Origin of the sequence: Phenylobacterium sp. 58.2.17, from assembly GCF_026411515.1 — a bacterium.
GTDB lineage: Bacteria > Pseudomonadota > Alphaproteobacteria > Caulobacterales > Caulobacteraceae > Phenylobacterium.
The window spans coordinates 215,443-239,068 of record NZ_JAPMTQ010000003.1 but is presented as its reverse complement, the minus strand read 5'-3'; the positions used below and the strand labels follow the sequence as shown (position 1 = coordinate 239,068).

The 23,626-nt window shown below is 68.8% G+C and carries 26 protein-coding genes; 10 read left to right on the top strand and 16 right to left on the bottom strand.

Going from position 1 to position 23,626, the window contains the following annotated elements; translation table 11 throughout:
- The first annotated feature begins 2 nt into the window (after positions 1-2).
- The 4 genes from OUA97_RS04270 to OUA97_RS04255 all read left to right on the top strand — a co-directional run bounded on the left by OUA97_RS04270 (position 3) and on the right by OUA97_RS04255 (position 3,074).
- Entirely contained in the window at positions 3-293 is a 291-nt protein-coding gene (locus tag OUA97_RS04270; RefSeq protein ID WP_267230573.1) for a DUF3253 domain-containing protein, read from the top strand.
- A gap of 24 nt (positions 294-317) precedes the next feature.
- Complete coding sequence (locus tag OUA97_RS04265; RefSeq protein ID WP_267230572.1) at positions 318-902, top strand: uracil-DNA glycosylase family protein; 585 nt, start codon at positions 318-320, stop codon at positions 900-902.
- The gene (locus OUA97_RS04260) at positions 899-1,936 is read left to right on the top strand and encodes an alpha/beta hydrolase (protein WP_267230571.1); all 1,038 of its coding nucleotides are present in this window, start codon (positions 899-901) and stop codon (positions 1,934-1,936) included. The genes OUA97_RS04265 and OUA97_RS04260 overlap by 4 nt, the downstream gene beginning before the upstream one ends.
- A gap of 61 nt (positions 1,937-1,997) precedes the next feature.
- Complete coding sequence (locus tag OUA97_RS04255) at positions 1,998-3,074, top strand: Glu/Leu/Phe/Val family dehydrogenase (RefSeq protein WP_267230570.1); 1,077 nt, start codon at positions 1,998-2,000, stop codon at positions 3,072-3,074.
- On the opposite strand, the gene OUA97_RS04250 is transcribed toward OUA97_RS04255, so the two are convergent.
- The 9 genes from OUA97_RS04250 to OUA97_RS04210 all read right to left on the bottom strand — a co-directional run bounded on the left by OUA97_RS04250 (position 3,071) and on the right by OUA97_RS04210 (position 13,200).
- Entirely contained in the window at positions 3,071-3,535 is a 465-nt protein-coding gene (locus tag OUA97_RS04250) for a carboxymuconolactone decarboxylase family protein (RefSeq protein ID WP_267230569.1), read from the bottom strand. The two genes, OUA97_RS04255 and OUA97_RS04250, sit on opposite strands and share 4 nt — an antisense overlap.
- Positions 3,536-3,613: 78 nt before the next feature.
- Entirely contained in the window at positions 3,614-3,829 is a 216-nt protein-coding gene (locus tag OUA97_RS04245; protein ID WP_267230568.1) for a hypothetical protein, read from the bottom strand.
- 20 nt (positions 3,830-3,849) lie between these two features.
- The gene (locus tag OUA97_RS04240; RefSeq protein ID WP_267230567.1) at positions 3,850-5,157 is read right to left on the bottom strand and encodes an MFS transporter; all 1,308 of its coding nucleotides are present in this window, start codon (positions 5,155-5,157) and stop codon (positions 3,850-3,852) included.
- A 227-nt stretch (positions 5,158-5,384) separates the two neighbouring features.
- The gene (locus OUA97_RS04235; protein ID WP_267230566.1) at positions 5,385-7,649 is read right to left on the bottom strand and encodes a TonB-dependent receptor; all 2,265 of its coding nucleotides are present in this window, start codon (positions 7,647-7,649) and stop codon (positions 5,385-5,387) included.
- A gap of 70 nt (positions 7,650-7,719) precedes the next feature.
- On the bottom strand, positions 7,720-9,975 hold the full coding sequence (locus OUA97_RS04230) for a xanthine dehydrogenase family protein molybdopterin-binding subunit (protein WP_267230565.1): 2,256 nt from the start codon (positions 9,973-9,975) through the stop codon (positions 7,720-7,722).
- Positions 9,972-10,442, bottom strand: coding sequence for a (2Fe-2S)-binding protein (locus tag OUA97_RS04225; RefSeq protein ID WP_267230564.1), 471 nt, complete (start codon positions 10,440-10,442; stop codon positions 9,972-9,974). The genes OUA97_RS04230 and OUA97_RS04225 overlap by 4 nt, the downstream gene beginning before the upstream one ends.
- A gap of 82 nt (positions 10,443-10,524) precedes the next feature.
- Entirely contained in the window at positions 10,525-11,259 is a 735-nt protein-coding gene (locus OUA97_RS04220) for a hypothetical protein (protein WP_267230563.1), read from the bottom strand.
- 52 nt (positions 11,260-11,311) lie between these two features.
- The gene (locus tag OUA97_RS04215; RefSeq protein WP_267230562.1) at positions 11,312-11,980 is read right to left on the bottom strand and encodes a TetR/AcrR family transcriptional regulator; all 669 of its coding nucleotides are present in this window, start codon (positions 11,978-11,980) and stop codon (positions 11,312-11,314) included.
- Between the two features lie 44 nt (positions 11,981-12,024).
- Positions 12,025-13,200, bottom strand: a complete 1,176-nt coding sequence (locus OUA97_RS04210) for a vWA domain-containing protein (protein WP_267230561.1) — start codon at positions 13,198-13,200, stop codon at positions 12,025-12,027.
- 294 nt (positions 13,201-13,494) lie between these two features.
- On the opposite strand from OUA97_RS04210, the gene OUA97_RS04205 reads away from it, so the two are divergent.
- Positions 13,495-14,277, top strand: coding sequence for an ABC transporter ATP-binding protein (locus OUA97_RS04205; protein WP_267230560.1), 783 nt, complete (start codon positions 13,495-13,497; stop codon positions 14,275-14,277).
- Position 14,278: 1 nt separating this feature from the next.
- Here OUA97_RS04205 and OUA97_RS04200 read toward each other — a convergent pair whose 3' ends face one another.
- The 3 genes from OUA97_RS04200 to OUA97_RS04190 all read right to left on the bottom strand — a co-directional run bounded on the left by OUA97_RS04200 (position 14,279) and on the right by OUA97_RS04190 (position 15,938).
- On the bottom strand, positions 14,279-14,656 hold the full coding sequence (locus OUA97_RS04200; protein WP_267230559.1) for a MerC domain-containing protein: 378 nt from the start codon (positions 14,654-14,656) through the stop codon (positions 14,279-14,281).
- A 105-nt stretch (positions 14,657-14,761) separates the two neighbouring features.
- Complete coding sequence (locus OUA97_RS04195; RefSeq protein WP_267230558.1) at positions 14,762-15,253, bottom strand: recombinase family protein; 492 nt, start codon at positions 15,251-15,253, stop codon at positions 14,762-14,764.
- A 151-nt stretch (positions 15,254-15,404) separates the two neighbouring features.
- Positions 15,405-15,938 carry a GNAT family N-acetyltransferase gene (locus OUA97_RS04190; protein ID WP_267230557.1) on the bottom strand — a complete coding sequence of 178 codons (534 nt, stop codon included), beginning with the start codon at positions 15,936-15,938 and terminating at the stop codon, positions 15,405-15,407.
- Positions 15,939-15,975: 37 nt separating this feature from the next.
- Between OUA97_RS04190 and OUA97_RS04185 the strand changes: the two genes are divergently transcribed.
- From OUA97_RS04185 to dxs, 5 genes are all read left to right on the top strand, one after another.
- Positions 15,976-16,899 (top strand): histone deacetylase family protein, encoded by a 924-nt coding sequence (locus tag OUA97_RS04185; RefSeq protein ID WP_267230556.1) that lies wholly within the window; start codon positions 15,976-15,978, stop codon positions 16,897-16,899.
- Between the two features lie 41 nt (positions 16,900-16,940).
- Positions 16,941-17,558: a phosphoglycerate mutase family protein gene (locus OUA97_RS04180; RefSeq protein ID WP_267230555.1), complete on the top strand. Its 618-nt coding sequence runs from the start codon at positions 16,941-16,943 to the stop codon at positions 17,556-17,558.
- 66 nt (positions 17,559-17,624) lie between these two features.
- Positions 17,625-17,867, top strand: a complete 243-nt coding sequence (locus tag OUA97_RS04175; RefSeq protein ID WP_267230554.1) for an exodeoxyribonuclease VII small subunit — start codon at positions 17,625-17,627, stop codon at positions 17,865-17,867.
- A 1-nt stretch (position 17,868) separates the two neighbouring features.
- Entirely contained in the window at positions 17,869-18,747 is an 879-nt protein-coding gene (locus OUA97_RS04170) for a polyprenyl synthetase family protein (protein ID WP_267230553.1), read from the top strand.
- 18 nt (positions 18,748-18,765) lie between these two features.
- Positions 18,766-20,685 (top strand): 1-deoxy-D-xylulose-5-phosphate synthase, encoded by a 1,920-nt coding sequence (gene dxs, locus OUA97_RS04165; protein ID WP_267230552.1) that lies wholly within the window; start codon positions 18,766-18,768, stop codon positions 20,683-20,685.
- A gap of 4 nt (positions 20,686-20,689) precedes the next feature.
- Here dxs and OUA97_RS04160 read toward each other — a convergent pair whose 3' ends face one another.
- The 4 genes from OUA97_RS04160 to flgG all read right to left on the bottom strand — a co-directional run bounded on the left by OUA97_RS04160 (position 20,690) and on the right by flgG (position 23,621).
- A complete protein-coding gene (locus tag OUA97_RS04160) occupies positions 20,690-21,193 on the bottom strand; it encodes a hypothetical protein (protein WP_267230551.1) in 504 nt (167 codons plus the stop codon).
- A gap of 140 nt (positions 21,194-21,333) precedes the next feature.
- Positions 21,334-22,065, bottom strand: a complete 732-nt coding sequence (gene flgH / locus OUA97_RS04155; RefSeq protein WP_267230550.1) for a flagellar basal body L-ring protein FlgH — start codon at positions 22,063-22,065, stop codon at positions 21,334-21,336.
- Between the two features lie 12 nt (positions 22,066-22,077).
- Entirely contained in the window at positions 22,078-22,827 is a 750-nt protein-coding gene (flgA, locus tag OUA97_RS04150; protein WP_267230595.1) for a flagellar basal body P-ring formation chaperone FlgA, read from the bottom strand.
- A gap of 5 nt (positions 22,828-22,832) precedes the next feature.
- Positions 22,833-23,621 carry a flagellar basal-body rod protein FlgG gene (gene flgG, locus OUA97_RS04145; RefSeq protein WP_267230549.1) on the bottom strand — a complete coding sequence of 263 codons (789 nt, stop codon included), beginning with the start codon at positions 23,619-23,621 and terminating at the stop codon, positions 22,833-22,835.
- Between the last annotated feature and the right edge of the window lie 5 nt (positions 23,622-23,626).

The window sequence follows — 23,626 nt, the reverse complement described above, 5'->3', positions numbered from 1 at the left end:
TCATGAGCGTCGACATGGAAGCGGTGATCTTCGACGTGCTGGGCAAGCTGGCGCCTGGCAAGTCCGCCTCCTCGGAGGAGGTGGCGCGCGCCGCCGACAACGAGAACTGGCGGCGGCTGACCGGCCACGTGCGCAATACTGCGCGGGGCCTGGCCCGCCAGGGCAAGATCGTCATCACCCGCCACGGCAAGCCGGCCGACCCCGAGAAGTTCAAGGGCGTCTACCGCCTGCGCCTGCCGCTGGAGGGCGAAGTGGCCGCAGCTCCGCCGGCCGCAGGCGACGTGGACGAGTAGGGGCCCTGCGCCCATATCGGGCCAATGAGCCTTTCGGCCGTTCTTGACGACATCGCCGCCTGCCGGGCCTGCGCCGGCGAGCTGCCGCATGCGCCGCGGCCGGTGGTGTTCGTGCGGCCACAGACCCGGCTGCTGATCGCGGGCCAGGCGCCGGGCCGGCGCGTGCATGAGAGCGGCCTGCCGTTCACCGACGCGTCGGGGGATCGCCTGCGCCAGTGGATGGGGATCGACGCGGCGACCTTTTACGGCCGGCCCGAGATCGGGGTCGCGGCGATGGCGTTCTGTTTTCCAGGGACCAATCCGAAGGGCGGCGACTATCCGCCGCCGCGGCGCTGCGCGCAGCTCTGGCGGCCGCAGCTGCTGGCGGAGTTGCCAAAGGTGGAGCTGACGCTGCTGGTCGGGAGCTACGCCCAGGCCTGGGCGTTGGGCCCGAGGGCCAAGGGCGCCATGACCGAGACCGTGCGCGCCTGGCGCGACTATGCCCCGAGCTACCTGCCGATGCCGCATCCGTCCTGGCGCAACACCGGTTGGTTGAAGCGGAATCCCTGGTTCGAAGCCGAGGTGGCGCCCTATCTTCGCCAAAGGGTTCTGGAGATTTTGGGTTCGTGAAACGCCTCGCCGCCGTCCTCGTCGCCATGATGCTGAGCGCCTGCACCCCCTTGCAGGTGCAGCAGGCAGGCACGCCGCCGGCGGCGTTCCAGGGGCCGCACCTGGAGCAGGACGTGTTCGTCTCGTTCGACGGCGCGCGGCTGGGCCTGACGCGCTGGGAGGCGCAAGGCGAGCCGCAGGCGGTGGTCGTGGCCCTGCACGGGATGAACGACTACGCCAACGCATTCCACATGGCCGCGCCGTACTGGGCGCAGAACGGGGTGACGACCTACGCCTTCGACCAGCGTGGGTTCGGGCGCTCGCCCCAGCGCGGGGTCTGGGGCGGCGACGGGCTGATGGTCGAGGACCTGCGGACCATGGTCGCGGTGGCGCGCATGCGCCATCCGGGCGTGCCGCTGATCGTCGCAGGCGAAAGCATGGGCGGAGCGGTGGCGATCGAGGCTTTCGCCTCGGACCGGCCGCCGGCCGCCGACCGCCTGATCCTGATGGCGCCTGCGGTCTGGGGCTGGTCGAACCAGCCGTTGCCGTACAAGACCATGCTGTGGCTGGCTTCGCGCTTCACCGCCGCCAAGGTCTACGAACCGCCCCGCTGGCTGACCAGCCGCGTGAAGCCGACCGACAATCACGAGGAACTGGTGGCCATGGGCCGCGACCCGCTGATGGTCTGGGGCGCGCGCTCCGACACGCTCTACGGCCTGGTGGCGATGATGGAGCGCGCCTGGGCGGCGACCGGCGAGATCAAGGCGCCGACGCTCTACATCTACGGGGCCAACGACGAGATCATCCCGGAGAAGCCGTCGTTCCAGGCCGCGGGGCGCCTGAAGCCGACCGACCGCTCGGCCTACTATCCGCAGGGCTGGCACCTGATGACCCGCGACCGCCAGGGGCCGGTGGTGTGGGCCGACCTGCTGTCGTTCATCAAGACGCCGGAGGCGCCGCTGCCGTCCGGGGCGCCGACCATCCCCGGATCGCCGACCCAGGCCAATGCACCGGTCAACGCCGAAGCCGCGGGGCGCGTCAGAGCGGGCTTGTGAAGCGCCGGGGAGGGGCGTAATCGGGCGGCAATCTCTTCCGCTTTGAGGCGTTGATTGCAGCATGACCTTGTTCGATTCCCCGGCGTTCGAGGCTCACGAAGGCGTTCATTCGTTCTTCGATGAAAAAACCGGCCTGAAGGCCATCGTCGCGGTTCATTCGACTGCGCGCGGGCCGGCGGCGGGCGGCTGCCGGATGTGGCCCTACGCCAGCGCCGAGGCCGCGCTGGACGACGCGCTGCGGCTGTCGCGGGCCATGTCCTACAAGAACGCCATGGCCGACCTGGACCTGGGCGGCGGCAAGTCGGTGATCATCGGCGACAGCCGGACCATGAAGACCCCGGCGCTGTTCGAGGCGTTCGGCCGCGCGGTCGAGGCGCTGAACGGCGCCTACTGGACCGCCGAGGACGTCGGCGTCTCGCCGGTCGATCTCGGTTATGCGCGCAAGGAGACCCGCTACGTCGCCGGCCTGGAGGGCCATCCGGCCGCCTCCGGCGATCCGAGCCCGGTGACCGCCGAAGGCGTGTTCCGCGGCGTGCGCCTGGCGGTCCGACGCGGCCTGAACCGCGAGCTCGACGGCGTGACCGTCGCCATCCAGGGCGTCGGCCATGTCGGGGCTTATCTGGCGCAGAAGCTGCACGCGGCCGGCGCCAAGCTGATCATCACCGACGTCAACGAGGAGGCGCTGGCGCAGGTGGCGGCGGCGACCGGGGCGACCATCGTCGCGCCGGCCGCGATCTTCGACGCGCAGGCCGACGTCTTCGCGCCCTGCGCCCTGGGCGGGGCGGTCAACGAGGCCACCCTGCCGCGGCTGAAGGCCAAGATCATCGCCGGCGGCGCCAACAACCAGCTGGCCAGCCCCGAGATCGGCCGCGAAGTGTTCGCCCGCGGGATCCTCTATGCGCCCGACTATGTGATCAACGGGGGCGGCATCATCAACGTCGCCGGCGAGATCCGGGCCCTGAAGCGCGGCGAGGCCTTCGACCAGGCCTGGGTGCAGGCCAAGCTCGACCGCCTGACCCTGACGCTCGAGGAGGTGCTCGACCGCGCCGCATCCGAGGGGCGGCCGAGCTACGACGTCGCCAACGAGATGGCCAAGGCGCGCATCGCCCAGGCCGCGGCGGGCAAGCTGGCCGCTTAGGCCGCCTTTTCGGCGACCCACTTGCGCGGGTGCTGGCTGCGGAAGCCGACGGCCAGCCGGTTCCAGACGTTGATCGCGCCGATCAGCATGGTGAGCTTCACGGCCTCGGCCTCGTCGAAGTGTTCGCGCATGGCCGCATAGTCAGCGTCGGGGGCGCGGGTCTGGGCGACCAGGGTCAGGGAGTCGGTCCAGGTCAGGGCCGCCTTTTCCCGCGGGGTGAACAGCGAGCTCTCCCACCAGGCGGCCAGCAGGTACAGCCGCTCCTCGCTCTCGCCGTGGGCGCGGGCGTCGCGAGTATGCATGTGGATGCAGAAGGCGCAGCCGTTGATCTGGGAGGCGCGGGTCTTCACCAGCTCGATCAGGCTGTGTTCGAGGCCCGAGGAGACGACGGCGGTCTCGAGCGCGGTCATGGCCGCGATCATTTCCGGCGCGGCGGCGTAGGGGTTCAGGCGAGCAGACATGGGGAGGTCCTGTGCTGAGGGTTCAGCGACAGGACGCGCGGACGCCGCGCCGTGTGACACGGCCCTGCGGATTTTTCGCTAGAGCAGGCGCGGCAGGACGAAGATCGCCAGCAGGGCGACGATGACCACAATCAGGATCAGGCCGGCGTGCTTGCGCCCGCCAAGCATCGAGCCGCCCGACTTCGCCTGGCGCGCGGCCTTTTCGCGGGCGGCCTTGGCCGCCGCCTCGCGAGCCTGGACGGCCTTTCGATGCTGGGCGAGGTCGACGACCTCAGGATCCTTCTCGGGCTTCATGACATCGATCTAGCACGCCTTCAGAGCGAGGCCATCCGTGCCGTGCGCGGTTCCTTCACGACGGTGAGCAGGATCAGCAAGCCGAGAACCAGGAAGCCGATCGAGGCGCCGAACACGACGTTGAAACCGTAGTGGTCGGCGATGAAGCCGCCGGCCAGCGGCCCGAGTGAGGCCATGATGCCTTCGGCCGTGGAGGAGATGGCGATGCGCATCGGCATCTCGGCCCGCGAGCCGAACTCCAGGATCATGGTCTGGGCGGCCATCATGTACCCCGACTGCGCCGCGCCCAGGCCGAAGAAGGCCAGGAACACCGCCCAGGGCGCGTGGTTGAGCATCAGCAGGGTGGTCGCCATGGCCCAGGCGAACAGCGAGACCGTCAGCACCAGCTTGAAGCCGGTCTTGTCGCCCAGATAGCCCCAGACCAGGTTCGACAGGGTGTCGGCGCCGAGGAAGGCCAGGCTGAGCAGGCCCAGCGTCATGCCGTCGAGCTTCATCGTGGACGAGACGAAGATGATGTAGAACGGCGTGGCGATCCGGCTGGCGGTGGCGACCATCTGCACGACCAGGAACCAGGCGTAGCCCTTGTCCGACATGATCAGCGCGGGGAAGTCCTTCACCCGGTCGCGGAACCGGGCCTGGGCCGGCAGGTTCGGGGGCTCGGGCTCCTTGAGCAGCAGCTGCAGGGCCCAGAGGCCCAGGCTGGTCAGGAAGGCGGCGAGCGCGAAGGTGGTGGCGTAGCCGTTGCCGAAGACGTTGCCCTCGATCAGGTATTTGCCGGCCGCCCAGGCGAGGGCGGCGGCGATCAGGCCGCCGGTGGCGTTGCGCCAGGCCTGCAGGCGGCCGCGGCGGCTGAGCGGGATGACCTTGGCCATCAGCAGGCCGAACACCACCCGCTGGGTGCCCATGAACAGCCCGAACAGGAACATCAGGATCATCATGGTGACGACCAGCGACTGATCCTTGAGGAACCAGCCAGCCAGCGCCATGCCGACGATCTGGACGCGGGCCAGGCCGCCCATCCAGACGGCGGCCGGCATCACCTTGCTGCGGTGTTCGATCTGGGTGGCGCCGAAGATCGGCGAAATCACGCTGCCGACCTGCTGCAGCGCCAGGCCCAGGCCGACGATGGTGTTCGACCCGGAAATCATGTGCAGGTAGGCGGGGAGGAAGGTCGGCGCGTTGATGAGCCGGAAGCCGGTCATGCCGAGCATGCCGTGCAGGTAGTTGCCGATGTAATTGCGCTTCAGATTGTCCCAGACGAACTTCTCGTAGGCGGCTTCTTTTTCCGCCAGGCTGAGTTCGACAGGGGCGTCTTCAGACGCGGCCAACGCCGCGTCCTGCCTTGAAATATGTGCTTCCAATCGCGTCCCGCCCGCGCGCGGATCGCTAAATGGGTCGCGCGGGCGACTCCCTAATCTTTACGGCTAAATTTTATGCCGACGTCGTACCAGAGTCCGATACCGCGGGGGAAGGGGCGCACGCGGCCCAGAGCGCAATCGGCTTCGATAGAATCTGATCGCGCTCTGAGCTTTTTGGATTTGGAGAAGCCTCTCCGTCACCAACGGGTTTCGAGCACGGCGCCGAAGACGCGCGGGGCGCCGTACATGGCGCGGTTGAGGGTCGGCTGGCGGAACTGGACGTACTCCTCGTCCAGCAGGTTGGTCGCGTAGGCGGCCAGGGTCCAGCGCTCGGCCTGGTAGCCGATCTTGCCGCCGAGCAGGGTGCGGGCGTCGAGCTTGTTGGCGCCCTGGGTCGGGCCGGAGACACCGAAGGATTCGCTGCGGTAGCCGGCGTCCAGGTTGACGAACACGCCGTTGTCCCAGCGATAGGCGCCGCCGAGGTTCCAGGTCCATTCCGGCGCGAAGGCGAACTCGCTGCCCGAGAGGTCGATGGTGCTGGTCCCGGCGCGGATGGTGAAGTCGTCGAACTCGGTGCGGCTGTAGCCGACCGACCCGTAGAGGTCCAAGGCGGCGGTCGGACGCCAGGCGGCTTCGAGCTCGGCCCCGTAGAGGTGTGAGGCGCCGGCGTTTTCGGTCTGGTAGTCGTATGGGGTCGCGCTGAGGTTGACGACCACCTGCTGGTCGCTCCAGTCGACATAGTAGGCGTTGGCGTTGACCGTCAGGGCGCCGTCCAGCCAGCTGGTGCGGGCCGCCAGCTCGTAGTTCCAAGTGTACTCGGGATCGTAGGGCACGACCGCCGAACGGATGACGTTGATGTTGGCGCCGCCCGAGCGATAGCCGCGCTGGGCCACGAAGCTCAGCGAGGCGTCTTCGGTGATGTCGTACTTCAGGCCGAGCTTGGGCAGGAAAGCCTCGAAGCTGCGCGAGGTCTCCGGCTGGTTGGCGGTGGCCTGGGCGACATAGAGGCCGACGACCTGGTTGAGGCCGGCGATCACCGGGGCCAGGGCCCCGAAGGCGGCCGGGTTCGGATAGGTCCCGGCGAAGCGCGTGGTCTGGGCCACCGACAGGGTGTTTTCTTCGCGGTCGTAGCGGAAGCCGGCCAGCAGCGAGAGTTGCGGGGTGAGCTGGTAACGGCCGTCGGCGAACAGGGCGACCGTCTGGATCTCTTCCGGCGCGCGGCCGGCGAAGTCGACCGAGACCGAGGGCAGGGCCGCGACATAGGCGTTGGCCGCGGCGTTGGCGGTGGCGGCCGGCAGGCTGAACGGCGGGCTCATCAGCACGCCCAGCAGGGTGGCGCGCGGCGTGGCCAGGGCGTTGCGGGTGGCGACTGCGAAGTCGCGGTCGCGGTCGGCGAAGTAGAGGCCGGCGAGGCCGGACAGGCGCTCGCCTTCATACTGCAGGCGCAGTTCCTGCGAGAGCGAACGGTCGAGGTCGTGTTCGCGGCCGTAGGCGATCGAGGCCGGGCCGCCGTCCATGTCGAACAGGCTGTCGCTGCGCACCTTGCTCCAGGCGGTGACCGAGGTCAGCTTGAGCTGGTCGGAGATCGCGTAGTCGGCGTTGAGCGTCAGGATGTCGGTCGTGCTGCGCGTCTGGCCCGGATAGTCGCTGGTGGCGATGCGGTTCTCGGCCGGGTTCGGGACGTCGGAGCGCGAGTAGCTGTAGATGTAGCCGCCCTTGTGCCGGTTGTGCAGCGCGCTGGCGCGGACGGTCAGGTCGGGCAGGGCCGAGGGGGTGAACAGCAGCTTGCCGCGGACGGTGGTCGACAGCAGCGGGTCTTCCTGGGTCTTGCGGGTCGAATTGTAGGTGAAGCCCTCGGCGTCGCGATCCTCGAACGACAGGCGGAAGGCCAACTGATCGGCGACGATCGGGCCGCCGGCGGCGAAGGCGAGGATGCGGGATTCGTCGTCGGCCAGGTCGGCGCGGGCCACGCCGCTCCAGGTCCAGGTCGGATCGTTGCTGCGCAGGACGATGGCGCCGGCGAGCGTGTTGCGGCCTTGCAGAGTCGATTGCGGGCCACGCAGGATCTCGGCCTGGGCGATGTCCCACATATTGAGCGGGCCGGCGGCCAGCGCGCGGTCGGGCAGGGCCGCGCCATCGAGATAGACCGTAGCCAGGCCGCCGCTGCCGCCGCCCGAGACGCCGTTGTTGGCGACGCCGCGGATGGTGAAACCGAAGCCCTGATAGGTCTCGGCGACGTTGGCGGCGTGGTTCACCAGGTCGCCGAGGTCCTGGATGTTGCGCGCGTCGAGGCCGCGCTCGGTGAACAGCGCGACGCTGGCGACGGTGTCCTGCAGGCTGCGGTCGGCCTTCTCGCCGGTGACGATCAGCTCGTCCACCTGCGGCGCGTCGGCGGCGAGCGCGGCGCTGGAGGACAGGAGCGCGGCGGCGGCCGCGCCGCCGACGAGGAGAAGGCGATGCATCGAAGGGCTTTCCGGTATCTGCTACGCGCCACGAGGGGAGAGGCGCGGCCCGGAGATACGGCCCTGCGGGTTAAGACTTGGTCTTCAAGGCGTTAAGGACGGCTTCAGGCCTGATCGGCAGGTGGCGCACCCGCGCCCCGCAGGCGTTGAAGATGGCGTTGCCGATCGCCGGGCCGACCACGGTGGTCGCCGGTTCGCCCAACCCGACCGGAACCTCGGCGCTGTCGATGAACTCGATGTCGAGATCGGGCGTGTCGGCCATCCGCAGCGGCGTGTAGCCGTCGAGGTTGGTGTCGCGCGGCGCGCCGTTCTCGAACTCGGTGCCTTCGAAAAGCGCCAGGCTCATTCCCCAGAGCGCCGCGCCCTCCATCTGGGCCAGCGCCCCTTCGGGTGAGACGATGGTTCCGGCGTCGGCGACCAGGGTCAGCTTCTCGACCTTCACCGCACCGCTGGCGGGGTCGACCTTGACCCGCGCCGCGCAGGCGACCCAGGTCGGCATGTCGCGTTCCTGGCCGAAGGTGGTGGCGATGCCGAGGCCCGTCCCCTTGGGCAGGGACTGGCCCCAGCCGGCCTTTGCGGCCAGACGCGACAGCACGGCGGCCTGGCGCTTGGCGCCGCCGACCGAGTTGGGCGCGGACCCGGCGTTGCGGCCCGCGCCGTCCAGCATGGCCAGGCGGAAGGCCAGCGGGTCCTTGCCCACCGACTGGGCCGCCTCGTCCATGAAGCACTCGACCGCCCAATTGGTCCAACCGGGACCGACCGAGCGCAGCCAGCCGGGGCGGAAGGCGCGGTTGGCCAGGTCGTTAGGCACGGCGCGGACGCGCTGGGCGCCGACGCTGTACCAGTGGTTGGCGCCGCTGATCGCGAACGGGTCATAGGCGACGTCGTTCGTCCCCTTGGGCATGAAGAACGGGGCCATGATCTGGGTGGGCCAGCCGGCGCAGGCGGCGTGGTCCATGGCGGTCACGCGGCCGCCCTCGCCGAACGCCATCTTCACGACCTGGACCGAGGGCGAGCGGAAGGAATCGAAGCGGCTGTCGTCGGCCCGCGTGCAGACCATCTTCACCGGCCGGCCCAGCGCCTTGGCGGCGAGCGCGGCGGGCACCGCATAGTCGCCGTTGAGCCGGCGACCGAAGCCGCCGCCCAGCAGGTAGGTCTTGAGGACGATCTTGTCCTCGGGCACGCCGAGCGCCTTGGACAGCCACGGCAGCACCAGCGACTGCCACTGGTTGCCGGTGTGAATCTCGTACGAGCCATCCCTGTTGACCAGGGCCAGGGCGTTCACCGGTTCGAGCTGGAAGTGCAGGGCGCTGGCGGTGGTGTAGGTGCGCTCCAGCTTGGTCTTTGCGGCGGCGAAGGCGGCGTCGACGCCGGGATCCTCGACCACCAGGGCGCCGGCCTTGGGATTGGCGATCAGGGCGCTCGCGCGTTTCTGGATGTCGGCCTCGGAGGTCTTGGCGGTGTCGCCCGAGCTCCATTCCACCTTGACCAGCTCGCAGGCGGCGTCGGCGGCGACGAAGCTCTCGGCGATGACCATCGCCCAGCCGGGGACAGTGTTCGACGGATCGTCGAGGATGATGGTGCGGATGTAGCCCGGCACCGCCTTGGCGGCGCTGTCGTCGACCGAGACGACCTTGGATTCATTGCGGGTCGGCGGGATCTTCGGCCGGGCGTAGACCATGCCGTCGATCCTGGCGTCGATGCCGAACTTGCCCGAGCCGTCGACCTTCTCGCTGATGTCGAGCTGGGCCGAGGGCTTGCCGACCAGCCGGCGGTCGGCGGCCTTCTTGATCGGCATCTTGCCGAGTTCGTCGGCGGTGAAGGTCCGCTTCAGGTTCCCACGGGCGACGATGTCGCCGTAGCCGATCGACTTGCCGCCGCCGCTGACGACGCTGCTGGCCGCCGTGCAGGCTTTCGGATCGACTCCGAGCAGCTTGGCGCCTTCTTCGATCAGCACCAGGCGGCCGGCGGCCCCGGCCTGGCTCATCAAGGGATAGCTCTGCCAGACCGACCAGCTGCCGCCAGTGACCATCAGGCCCCACTTGGCGGCGGAATCGACGTGGTTGATGCGGACTTTGGACCAGTCGGCCTCCAGCTCGTCGGCGACGATGCGGGCGATGGCTGTGCCGACATGCTGGCCCATCTCGGCGCGGATGACGTTGACGGTGACGGTCCCGTCGCGGCCGATCGAATACCAGATGGTCGGCTCGAAATCGCCGGCCGCGGCGGCGGCCTCGTCGGGTCCGATCGCGAAGGTCATGGCTGCGCCGGTGGCTGCGATGGCGGCCAGGAAACCGCGGCGGGAGAGCGGGGCGATCGCGTTCATGCCTTGGCTCCCTGCATCTTGGAGCTGGCCAGCTTGATGGCCTTGCGGATCCGCACATAGGACATGCAACGGCAGAGGTTGCCGTTCATGGCGTCGTCGATCTGGGCGTCGGTGGGGTTGGGCGTCGACTTCAGCAGCGCCGCGGCCGACATGATCTGGCCCGACTGGCAGTAGCCGCATTGCGGGGCCTGGGCCTCGATCCAGGCGGTCTGCAGCGGATGGCGGCCGTTGGGATCCAGGCCCTCGATGGTGGTGATCGCATGGCCGGCGATCGAGCTGAGCGGGGTGACGCACGCACGCACCGGGTCGCCGTCGAGATGCACCGTGCAGGCGCCGCAGCCGCCGATCCCGCAGCCGAACTTCGTGCCGGTGAGGCCGAGCTCGTCGCGTATCGCCCAGAGCAGAGGCGACTCGTCCGGGCCTTTGACCGTGACCTCGCGGCCATTGAGTTTGAACGTCGTCGCCATGCAGCCCAAAGCCTCCATGCGTCCCCCGACAACAACGTTACGGGACGCCAAGCTCCGCCGCGGCGCAACCCCTTTTTTGCGGTCAGGCGCGCCACAGGTTCGGCTCGGCGACCATGGTCTCGACCAGCTCCATCACCCGCTCCAGCGGGATGCAGCGGCCCAGGCGTTCGGCCTCGTAGGTGGCGACATAGATGCCGATCCACTGGATCAGGGTGCGGTCGCCGCGCTCGGCGCGCAGCACGACCGGGCCGCCGGAGCAGCCGGCCCCGCCGACGCCGTCGACATGGAAGGCGTAGGGATTGAGCCGGTAGTCCGAGGCCAGGCTGAAGCCGCGCGCGATCGGCGCGCTGCGCAGGATCGCCGCGCCGCCGGGAAAGCCATAGATCATGCCGGCGGAGCCGGCGGTCAGAGGCAGGCCCTGGTCGACCACGTCGTAGTCGCCGAAGCGTCCGACCCAGTTGATCGCCTGGGGCTGGCCGCGCAGCCGCACGGGCACGCCGGCGACGTCGAGCGAGGCGTTGTCCGGATCCTGATGCCAGCGGAACAGCGGGGTCTGGCCGTCATAGAGCGGCACGCTGATCCCCAGCCCCTCGCAGTCGAGGTCGTGGCCATAGGTGTCGGCCCAGGTCGCTTCGGTCCCGCGGTTCTTGAAATAGAACGTGTTGGGCCGCAGCAGGCAGTGCAGGGCGGTGAGGATGATGTAGCGGTCGGCCTCGACGTGGAACAGGAAGCCCGAGAACACCTGGTGCGGGGCGCCGCTCTTGAGGCGGGTGGCCAGGCGCGGGCTGGCCTGGGCGATGGGGTCGATGAGCTCCATGCCGCGAGGCTAGGCCGCATTGCGGCCCCGCGTCGAGGCGTCGGCTGAGCGGCTAAGCCTTGAACCCGGCCTCGGCGAAGTCGAGCATCCGCGTCAGCAGGGCGTTGGTGTCGCCCTCGCGCGTCGCGCCGTCGGACAGCACGTGCAGACGGTCGAACTCGGCGAAGCGATTGTTGTGGACCATGCCGAGGCAGAAATGCAGCCGCCAGTAGACGGTGTCGCGCGGCAGGTCGGGCCGGGCCTTGATCAGCGCGTCGGCGAACCGGGCCAGGTGGCTGACGTCGTTGGCCAGCGCCTCGCGCATCTCCTCGTTCCCCTCGCTGCGCGAGCGGATGATGAACTGGATCGAGATGCGGCGGTCGTTCTCGGGCGAGCCCCAGCGCAGCGGCGGCGCGAACAGCGCTTCGAGAATCTCGCGGATCGGGGGAGCGCCCTGATGGCGGTCGTTCGCCTCGTGCAGCATGCGGGCGCGTTCGCGGTTCAGCTCCGCCGTCCGGCGACGGAAGATCTCGAACAGCAGGGCGTCTTTGGAGCCGAAGTGGTAGTTCACCGAGGCGAGGTTCACCCCGGCGTCGGCGGTGATGTCGCGCACCGAGACGTTCTGAAACCCATGCAGGGCGAACAGGCGCTCGGCGGCGCAGAACACCGCGGCCTTGGTGGCGGCCTCGTTGGTTTCTTCAGGTTCGTTGGCCTGGGCCGGGTCCACGGGCGAATCTCTCATACGTCGCGCCAGCTTAGCAGGTCGAACGCGATGGGCGATGCGGCCTAGCGCGCCAGTTCGCGCATCGCCTTGTCGAGTCCTTCGATGGTCAGCGGGAACATGCGGTCATTGACCAGTTGCTTCATCACCTCGATCGACGGGGTGTAGTCCCAATGGCGTTCGGCCGTCGGGTTCAGCCACACGACGTGCTCGTAGATCTGGGCCACGCGGTCCATCCAGATCGCGCCGGCTTCCTCGTTCCAGTGCTCGACCGAGCCGCCCGGATAGGTGATCTCGTAAGGGCTCATCGTCGCGTCGCCGACGAAGATGACCTTGTAGTCGCTGGAGTACTTGTGGAGGATGTCCCAGGTGTTCAGCTTCTCGGTGTGACGGCGGCGGTTGTCCTTCCACACGCTCTCGTAGAGGCAGTTGTGGAAGTAGTAGAATTCCATGTTCTTGAATTCTGAGCGCGCGGCCGAGAAAAGCTCCTCGCAGACCTTGATGTGGCTGTCCATCGAGCCGCCGATGTCGAAGAAGATCAGCACGCTGATCTTGTTGCGACGCTCCGGGCGCAGCTGAATGTCCAGATAGCCCTTTTCGGCGGTGCCCTTGATCGTGCCGGGCAGGTCCAGTTCGTCGGCGGCGCCGTCGCGGACCCATTTGCGCAGCCGGCGCAGCGCGACCTTGATGTTGCGGGTGCCGAGTTCGACCGCGTCGTCGAGGTTCTTGAACTCGCGCTTGTCCCAGACCTTGACCGCCTTGCCGTGGCGGCCCTTGTCCTGGCCGATGCGCACGCCTTCGGGGTGATAGCCGTTGGCGCCGAACGGCGAGGTGCCGCCGGTGCCGATCATCTTGTTGCCGCCCTCGTGGCGTTCCTTCTGTTCCTTCAGCCGCTCGGCCAGGGCTTCCATCAGCTTGTCGAAGCCGCCCATGGCCTCGATCTGGGCCTTTTCCTCTTCGGTCAGGAACTTCTCGGAGATCTTGCGCAGCCACTCGGCCGGGATGTCGGCCGTGCCGGCGCCTTCGACCTTTTCCAGGCCCTTGAACACGTGGCTGAAGACCTGGTCGAACTTGTCGAGGTTCTTCTCGTCCTTCACCAGGGCCGAGCGCGACAGGAAATAGAAGTCCTCGACCGAGCGGTCGATGACCACCTTGTCCAGCGCCTCCATGAGCATCAGGTACTCTTTCAGCGTCACCGGCACCTTGGCTTCGCGCAGCTCGGTGAAAAAGCGCATGAACATGGGCAGGCTTCCCGCTGGGAGACGAACAGACGTTTGACTGCGAAAGATGGGGCCGCGGATCGCCGTTGTCCAGCATGCCCTTGCGTCGCCGCGGCCCGCCCTGGGGGCGCCGCTGCCTAGGGTCTCCACCCAGGGTATGGAACCGAAGTCGCGCCTCCAGCATTCGGACCTGCGCCTTGAACGCATGGGAGTGGCGGGATACAGTTTTAACTTAACAAGTTAAAACAAGTCATATGACAAGCGATGATTGCGACGCGACGCAGATGGTTGGCGGGGACGCGCCCAGGGGGAACTGTGCGACCGTTCACGCGTGAGTTCGATCCGGCGATCGGTCCGCGTCTGTCGCCGGTCGCGGTGAGGGTCCACGATCTCACCCTGCGGTTTCCGGTCTACGGGGCCGACAACCGCTCCCTCAAGAAGCACCTGGCCAGGGCCGCGGTCGGCGGGGCGCTCAGTAATGGCGGGCGGATCATCACCGCGCTGCAGGGCGTCAATTTCGAGCTCCAGCCCGGCGACCGGCTGGGCCTGGTCGGCCACAACGGGTCGGGCAAGACGACGCTGCTGCGCGCGCTCGCCGGCGCCTATGAGCCCGACGAGGGTCTGGTCGCGGTCGACGGACGGATCGCCTCGCTGCTGGATCTCAGCCTCGGAATCGACCCGACGGCCACCGGCTTCGACAATATCCGCCTGCGGGGCCTGATCGCCGGCCTCACCCGCCGCGAGGTCGAGGAACGCATGCCGGAGATCGCGGAATTCTCGGGCCTCGGCCAGTTCCTGGAGATGCCGCTGAAGACCTATTCGGCCGGGATGCAGGCGCGGCTGGCCTTTGCGGTCGCGACCTCGGTCGAGGCGGACGTGCTCTTGATGGACGAGTGGATCGCGGTCGGCGACGGCGAGTTCCGCAACCAGGCGCACCAGCGCCTGCAGCAGCTGGTCGAGCGCGCCGGCATCCTGGTGCTGGCCTCGCACGATCCCATGACCCTGCGGTCCTACTGCAACAAGGTCATGCGGATCGATGCAGGCGTCGCCTCGCCGATTGTCGAGATCGACGGCTTCGACGCGCTGATGGCGGCCTGATTCAGTCGGCCTTTCCGGCGCAGCTGTGCCGGCGCCGCCAGTTGGCGATGTGGGCGCCGGCCAGCAGCAGGCTGCCGGCCACGGTGATCGGCGTCTCGGCTTCGTGGCTCGGCCAGTGGGCGACGCCCAGGGCCATCAGCGACAGGCCCGTCAGCGAGAGCAGGATCACCGCCGCCGACTGGCCCTTGCGCCACAGGGCGAGGGCGGACATCGGCGCGGCTAGGCCGATGGCGAGCGCGTGCACCCACTCAGCCTCCGCCCAGGTCGCCACGACTGGGGAGAAGGCGGCGACGAGGGGGAGGGCCAGGCAGTGGGCCAGGCAGAGGCCCGACAGGCTGATGGCCGAAGCGTCCAGGAGAGAGCTGGGGGCAGATTTCAAGCGTCCCTCCGCAACGGCCGCAACCATCGCGGCAGAGGTCTTGTAATATTATAACGTTTCGCTTTCAAGCCCGCTGGGCGAGTGGACCGGCCGCGGGCCCCGCCGTCAGGCCGTCGCTTCCTTGAGCTTGCGCCAGACGGTCATGCGAGACACGCCCAGGCGTCGGGCGATCTCGACCGGACCGACCCCAGCCGCCTGCAGCGCGCGGATGTCGGCGGCGGGGGCGCCGCGGCGGCGGCGATTCCACGGCGGCTCGACCGAGGCGACCGCTTCCAGCGCCGCGCGCAGGGCGCGGCCGCTTTCGCCCAGGCTGCTGACGTCGGACTCGGCGACGAACAGGCTGGCGCCGCGGATCTCCAGGCGTTCGATCACGTCCAGCACTTCGCGGGTGCAGGTGGCCAGGTGGTTGAGGCGGGTGACCACCAACTGGTCGCCCTCGGAAATGAAGTCGAGAATCGACATGAGCACGGACGATCCGTCCGCGCCCGGACCAGCCGGTTCTTCGGCGCGCACGACATGGCAACCGATCGACTTCAGCGTCGCAGTGTCGTCAGCGGACCGCGCATCGCGCAGCCTGACATATCCGATTTTGAGCATCCCACCCGTCGCATGCAGCGTCGATGATTGCCGGCAAGTTCGCAAATGCGAGCGTCAGCGTCAAAGTCCCCGACGTTAAATCGGAGCAATATTTCTCTAAGCGGACGATAAATTGCAGCGGAACTGGCAAGCTCCGCCCAAAAACTCGCCCCTAGGTGGAGAGCCCTTGCGCGGCACGCCGTAGAATGAACTCGTGGTCGACCGTGCCGCCGACCTGGAACCCGTAGGCGCCGACCTGCTCGAAGCCGTGACGCCTGTAGAATCTCTGGGCGCCGAAGTTCTCGGACCATACCCCGATCCAGAGGTCGCGCGGGCCCTCGCGCTCCAGCCAGGCCATCACCTCGGCGAACAGCCGCCCGCCGGTTCCGCCGCCCTGCCAGTCCTTGAGCAGGTAGAAGCGCTTGAGCTCGCCGCTGGCGGGCGTGACCTCCGGATGTGGCAGGTCGCAGGGCCCGGCCAGGGCGTAGCCGACCGCGGCGCCGCCCGCTTCGACCAGCCATTGGGCCTTGGCCGGGTCGGCGAGGTCGGCCTGGGTGCGCGCAAGGCCATAGGCCTGCTCCAGGAAGTCGGCGAGGTCCTGCGGCGGATAGAGGTGGGCGAAGGTCTCAGCGAACGTCCGCGCGCCCAGTTCGGACAAAACCTGAGCGTCGGAAGGATCTGCGCGGCGTATCGTCGGTTGTTGCATTCGGGTTCCACGTAAGCCGGGTTAGGCTGCGATTCGCATGGACATCGCCCTCTACACCCATCTTGAGATGCTGGACCACCGGCCGGGCGAATGGCACCCGGAGCGGCCCGAGCGGCTGAGTTCGGTGCTGGGCGCGCTGGAGGACAGCGACCTTGGGCTGGACCGGCGTGAGGCGCCGCTGATCGCCCGGCCCGACCTGGAGCTGGCCCATCGCGGCGCCTACGTCCAGGCGGTGATCGACAGCGCGCCGACCCAGGGGCTGCTGCAGCTCGACGACGACACCTACATGTCCGCGGGCAGCCTGACTGCGGCGCTGCGGGCTGCGGGCGGGGTGGTCGAGGCCGTGCGCGAGGTGGCCGCCGGGCGCATCGAGCGGGCGTTTTGCGCCGTGCGCCCGCCGGGACACCATGCCGAACCGGCGTTGCCGATGGGGTTCTGCATCTTCTCCAACGTCGCCCTGGCTGCGCGCGCCGCACAGCTGGCGGGACTGCGGCGGGTGGCGGTCGTCGACTTCGACGTCCACCACGGCAACGGGACCCAGGCGGCGCTGGGCGGTCAGGAGGACCTGTTCTTCGCCTCGGTCCAGCAGTGGCCGATGTGGCCGGGCAGCGGCCACCCGTCCGAGGTCGTACCCGGCAACATCCGCAATGCGGTGGTGCCTCCGAACGCGCCGCGTGAACTGTGGCGCAAGGAATTCGAGGGGTTGCTGACCCATGTCGACGCCTTCGCGCCCGACCTGATCCTGATTTCGGCGGGCTTCGACGCCCATGCCCGCGACCCGATCGGCGATTCCAGCCAGAACCTGGAGGCCGAGGATTTCGCCTGGGCCACCCGTGCGATCATGAGTCTTGCCCGGACCCATAGTCGCGGGCGGGTTGTTTCCTCGCTCGAGGGCGGGTACGACCTGGAGGCTCTAGGCCGTTCTGCGCTTGCGCATGTACAGGCACTTTCGCAGGGGTGAGGGCGAAGGCCGGGTTGCGCGAATCCTGGCCATTGGATGACATGGCCGACGCTTTGACCGCCGACCTTCCGAATACGACCGCCGTGCGCCCTGGGGCGATCGTGCTTGCACGCCATGGTGAGCCGGACATTCACCGCAAGGTGATGCTGAACGTGCATGGCTATCGCGACTACTGGAGCCGCTACGAGCAGTTGGGCATCCGGCCGGGCCAGACCCCGCCGAGCGCGCTGGTCGAGCAGACCGCCCGCGCGGGCGTGATCATCTCGTCGGTGCGCAACCGCTCGATCGAGAGCGCGCTGGCGCTGGCCGCCGGCCGCGAGTTCGACCGCACTCCCCTGTTCGTCGAGGCCCCGCTGCCGCCGCCGCATTTTCCGGGCTTCGTGCGGATGTCACCCAAGATCTGGGGGTTCATCGCGCGGTTCTGGTGGTGGTTCTTCAACCACCACGACGGCCAGGAGACCCGCCGCGAGGCCGAGAAGCGCGCCGACCAGGCCGCCGACCTGATCGTCGAGCTGGCGGCCCGGGGCGAGGACGTCGTCGTGCTGGCGCACGGCTTCTTCAACTTCATGGTCGGGCGCGCCCTGCGTCGGCGCGGCTGGCGTCTGACGGCCAATCAGGGCTGGAAGTACTGGTCCACCCGGCGCTACGAGCGGTCCTGAAGACCCTCGAAACGTTGCGGGCCGGGGCGCCGGTCACTAACCTGCTAGCTTCTCAAGGAAATCGGAATGGCCGACGCCGCTGACATTGACGCGCTCTCCTTCGAGCAGGCCCTGGCCGAGCTGGAACGTATCGTCGGCCAGCTGGAGTCGGGCCAGGCGCCGCTGGAGCAGTCCATCGAGCTGTACGAGCGCGGCGCGCTGCTCAAGGCCCATTGCGAAAAGCGGCTGGAGGCCGCGCGCCTGCGGGTCGAGAAGATCGTGGTCGGCGCCAACGGCCAGGCCGGCGTCGAGCCCGCCGAGTTCAACTGACATGGCGCTCGGAAAGCGCCTGGCGGAGGCCGCCGACCTGGTGACGGTGGCGCTCGACGAACTTCTGCCGCGGGCCGAGGGACCCGAGCAGCGGCTGACCGAGGCCATGCGCTACGCCGCGCTCGGTCCGGGCAAGCGCCTGCGGCCGTTCTTCGCCATCGAAACCGGCAAGATGTTCGATCTGGACGAGCGCGCGGTGCTGCGCGCGGCCTGCGCGCTGGAGTGCATTCAAGCCTACAGCCTGATCCACGACGACCTGCCGTGCATGGACGACGACGACGTGCGCCGGGGCCGGCCGACCGTGCACCGGGCCTATGACGAGGCGACCGCGGTGCTGGCGGGCGACGCCCTGCAGACCTTCGCCTTCGAGATCCTCGGCGATCCCGACACCCACCACGACGGGGCTGTGCGCGCCGAAATGGTGCTCAAGCTGGCGCAGGCGGCCGGCGCGCGCGGCATGTGCGGCGGCCAGATGATCGACATGCTGGGCGTACGCGACGACCTGGGCGCGGTGGCCCGCATGCAGCGGCTGAAGACCGGGGCGCTCATCGCGGTGTCGTTCGAGCTGCCGCTGGTCATGGCCCATGCCGGCGAGGCTGAGCGCCACGCGCTGATGGCCTTCGCCCAGGACATCGGGCTGGCCTACCAGATCGTCGACGATCTGCTGGACGTCGAGGGCGACAGCGCCGTGCTGGGCAAGAAGGCCGGCAAGGACGCCGAGAAGGGCAAGGCGAACTACGTCACCCTGCTCGGGGCCGGCGCGGCGCGCGAACGCGTGGCGCTGTTGGCCGAACAGACGAAATCGCATCTTGATCCGTTCGGTCCGCGGGCCGATTTCCTGCGGGCCAGCGTCGATTTCGTGTTAGATCGCCGGAACTAGATCGAGAACAACAACAATATGCCGCCAGTCACGCCCCTGCTCGACAAGGTTTCGTATCCCCGCGACATGCGCGGTTTCAGCGCGCCTGAACTGCGCCAGCTGGCCGATGAACTGCGGGCCGAAATGATCGACGTGGTGTCGCAGACCGGCGGACACTTCGGCGCCGGTCTGGGCGTGGTCGAACTCACGGTGGCGCTTCACCACGTCTATGAGACGCCGGAAGACATCCTGATCTGGGACGTCGGCCACCAGACCTATCCGCACAAGATCCTGACCGGCCGGCGTGACCGCATCCGCACCCTGCGCCAGGGCGGCGGGCTGTCGGGTTTCACCAAGCGCAGCGAGAGCGAGTACGACCCGTTCGGCGCGGCGCATGCGGCGACCTCGATCTCGGCGGCGCTGGGTTTCGCCGCCGCGCGCGACGCGGCCGGCAAGGACAACAGCGTGGTCGCGGTGATCGGCGACGGCTCGATGAGCGCCGGCATGGCCTATGAGGCGATGAACAACGCCTGCCACGCCACCACCGGCCAGCTGACCGTCATCCTCAACGACAACGACATGTCGATCGCTCCCCCGGTCGGCGGGATGAGCGCCTATCTCGCCCGCGTGGTCTCCGGCGGCGGCTACCAGTCGCTGCGCAATCTCGGCAAGTCGGTGGCCAAGGTGCTGCCCAAGCCGTTGCAGGAGGCCGCGCGCAAGGCCGAGGAATACGCCCGCGGGATGGTCACCGGCGGCACCCTGTTCGAGGAGCTGGGCTTCTATTATGTCGGCCCGATCGACGGGCACGACCTGGACGCCCTGGTCCCGGTGCTGAAGAATGTCCGCGAGATCAAGGACAAGCCGGTCCTGGTCCACGTCGTCACTCAGAAGGGCAAGGGCTACGCCCCGGCCGAGAGCGCCGCCGACAAGCTGCACGCCGTGGTCAAGTTCGACGTGATCACCGGCCAGCAGGCCAAGGCCACGCCGGTCGCCCCGCATTACACCAAGGTCTTCGCTCAGGAACTGATCAAGCAGGCGGAGAAGGACCCCAAGATCGTCGCCATCACCGCGGCGATGGATAGCGGCACGGGCCTCGACCTGTTCGCCAAGCGGTTCCCCGAGCGGATGTTCGACGTCGGCATCGCCGAGCAGCATGCGGTGACCTTCGCCGCGGGCCTGGCCGCCGACGGCATGAAGCCGTTCTGCGCGATTTACTCGACCTTCCTGCAGCGCGGCTACGACCAGGTCGTCCATGACGTGGCGATCCAGGGCCTGCCCGTGCGCTTCGCCATGGACCGCGCTGGCCTGGTCGGCGCGGACGGGGCGACCCATGCCGGCTCGTTCGACATCGGTTTCATGGGCGCGCTGCCCGGCATGGTGCTGATGGCCGCGGCCGACGAGGCCGAGCTGGCCGCGATGATCGCCACCGCCGCGGAGATCGACGACCGCCCCTCGGCGTTCCGCTATCCGCGCGGCGAGGGCGTCGGCGTCGCCATTCCCGACCTGGCCGCGCCGCTGGAGATCGGGAAGGGCCGCATCGTCCGCGAAGGCTCGGCCGTGGCCATCCTGTCGTTCGGCACCCGCCTGGGCGAAAGCCTCAAGGCCGCCGATCTGCTGGCCGCGCGCGGCCTCTCGGCCACTGTGGCCGACGCCCGCTTCGCCAAGCCGCTGGACATCGACCTGATCCTGAACCTGGCCCGCAACCACGAGGCCTTGATCACGGTGGAAGAGGGCGCCATGGGCGGCTTCGGCGCGTTCGTGCTGCAAGCGCTGGCTCAGCACGGGGCGCTGGACCGCGGGCTGAAGGTCCGCACCCTGACTCTGCCCGACATCTTCCAGGACCAGGACAAGCCCGAGGCGATGTACGCACAGGCCGGGCTGGACGCTGAAGGCATCGTCGCCGGCGCGCTCGCGGCGCTGGGCGTCGACAACGTCTCGGCGGCGGGACGCCGGGCCTAAAGCCCTATTTGCAGGCGCCGAGGAACTTGCGCACCGCGCCCTTGGGCGCGGGCGGCGGTTTCACGCTGTCGCCCGCCGCGCTGAGGCTGATGACCCCGGTCTTGCGGAAGGCCGCGACCAGCGGGGCGCGGGTCGAAAACTCAGCCAGCACCAGAGTGCCGTCGGTGATGTCGTTGGGGTGGCCGACGCCGCGCAAGGTCAGGGTCGCGCCCTCCGAGGCCACGGCCACGCTCATCGGCCAGGGCGCGCGCACGCCCGACTTGTCGACCCAGGTCTCGCCGACCCGCTCGACCCCCAGGCGTTTGGCGATGTCGGCGCTGACCCTCACCTGGCCGGAGCCGCGCACGCAGGTGAAGGCGATCGGCTGATCGTCGGTGTCATGCAGGCCGTAGCGCAGCGCCGCCTCGGCGTCCTTGGGCGTCTCGACGCTCCAGGCGTAGTCGGAATCCTGGGCCTGGGCGGCGCCGGAGACAGTGAAGAGGGCGAGCGCGAGGACAGCGGACTTCATCGGTTCAACCTAGAGCATTTTCCGCCGAAGTGGCTACCGGTTCGGTGAAGAAAATGCTCTGAATTCAAAGAGTCATGAGCAATTTCCGGTCCAATCGGATCTGAAATTGCTCTGGCATCGGCCCGACCACGCCTCCACCGTCAGAACGGCTGGAAGCGCTCGACCAGCGACTGGCCCGCCGGCACCTTCTGCACGCGGCTGATGTCGCCGCGGCCGCCGTAGCTGATCCGCGCCTCGGCGATCTGGGTGTGGCGGATGGTGTTGGCCGAGGAGATGTCTTCGGGTCGCACGATGCCGGCCACGGTCAACTGGCGCAGCTCGGCGTTGGTGCGCACCTCCTGGGTGCCCTGGATCACCATGTTGCCGTTCGGCAGGACGTTGGTGACCACCGCGGCGATGGTCAGGGAGATCTTCTCCGAGCGGGTCACCGCGCCGGACCCGGCGTTGTTCGAGGCCGAGTTGGTGTTGATCATGTTGGACGGGTCGTAGCCGCCCGGGAAAATCTTGCCGAGGCTCGACTCCAGCCCGAAGAAGTTGTCGACGCCGGCCTGCATGCCGGCCGTGCGGCTGCTGGTCGAGGCGTTGCGGGTCTGGGCGCTGTCGTCGATGTCGATCTGCACCGTCAGGATGTCGCCGATCCGGTTGGCGCGCTGGTCGATGAAGAAGGCCCGCGCGCCGGTCCGCCACAGCGAATTGGCCGACGCCGCCTGCGGGGCCGGCTCGCGGGCCGAGACGAAGGTCGGCTGTTCGCGGGCGACCAGCGGGGCCGGATAGCCGACGGGGGCCAGTTCGGGGCCGCGCACCGCTTCGGTGACGGTTGAGCAGGCGGCCAGCGGGGCCAGGGCGAGGATGGCGAGAACGGAAAGGCGCATGGGCGGTGATCCCTAACGGAGCGCGTACTGAGTGCGGGGAAGGGCCTTCAGCTGGTCGGCGGCGGGGCCGACCACGGCCTGGCCCGGACCGCTGGCGACGGCCTGGATGATCTTCTTGGAGGCGATGTTCTGGACCGCGAGGGTCTCGCCGAGGCCGGCGGCGGCCATGGCCTTGCCCTGCAGAACCAGCGAGATGCCGCCGTCCTCGTAGGTGACGGTGATCAGGTCGCCGGACTTGATGACCTGCGGGGCCGAGACGTCGCGGGCCGAGACCGTGGCGCCGGCGCGCAGCGGACGCTTGGCGGCCAGGCCGATGATCGCCTCGGCGTCGTTCGGCGCGTCGGCGGGGGCGGCGGCGGCCTTGCCCCAGACCAGGTCCTGCGGCTGCACGATCTCGCCGGCCGACAGGCTGCGGGCGTAGGTCAGAACCTCGACATTGCCGCGCGCGGCGGGACCGGCGGCGGCCAGGCCCGGGCCCCCGGCGGCGCTGCGCACCACGATGCGGCGGAAGCCCTCGGCGTTGGCCCAGTCGAGCCCGGCGCGGCGGGCCAGGCCCTGCACGGCGGCGGCGTCCAGCACCATCGAGGCGCCCGGCTTGGCGGCGACCGGGGTCTTTCCGGCCGCGCCGGCGCCGTCGAACAGGTCCGACAGGGTGATGATCCCGTCGCCGTCCACCGGGTCGGCCTTCAGCACGACCGGCTGGCCGGCCAGGGCCGGGGAAGCGAGCAGGGCCGCCGCAGCGGGGATGAGGAGGCGCTTCATCATGATCAGGACCGGATGTTGCTGGCGGTGCGCAGCATCTCGTCGGCCGAGGTGATGACCTTCGAGTTCATCTCATACGCCCGCTGTGCGACGATGAGGGCGGTGATTTCGCTGACCGCGTCGACGTTCGAGGCTTCGGTGTAGCCCTGATTGATGACGCCGATGCCGTCGACGCCGGGGATGCCGACGGTCGGGGCGCCCGAGGCGGCGCTTTCCTTGAGCAGGTTGTCGCCGATGGCGTCGAGGCCTGCCTCGTTGACGAAGGTCGCCAGTTCCAGGTTGCCGATCACGTCCTGGGCGGTCTGGCCGGCGCGGATCGCCTGGACCTGGCCGCTCTTGGAGATCGAGATGTCGGTGGCGTCGGGCGGAATGGTGATGGCTGGCTCGATCAGGTAGCCGTCCTCGGTGACCAGCTGGCCCTGGTCGTTCGGCGAGAAATTGCCGGCGCGGGTGTAGGCGATCTCGCCGGTCGGCATCATCACCTGGAAGTAGCCGCGGCCCGAGATGGCCATGTCGAACTTGCCGCCGGTGGCGGTCATGTTGCCCTGCTGGGTGATGCGGTAGACCGAGCCGGTCTTCACCCCGCCGCCGACCTGCACGCCGGTCGGGACGACCGTGCCCTGGTCGGAGGACTGCGCGCCGGCCCGCTCGATGGTCTGGTACAGCAGGTCCTGGAACTCCGCCCGCTGCTTCTTGAAGCCGACGGTGTTCATGTTGGCGATGTTGTTCGAGATGACCTCGACGTTGAGCTGCTGGGCGGCCATGCCGGTCGCGGCGGTGCGGAGCGCTTGCATCGGCG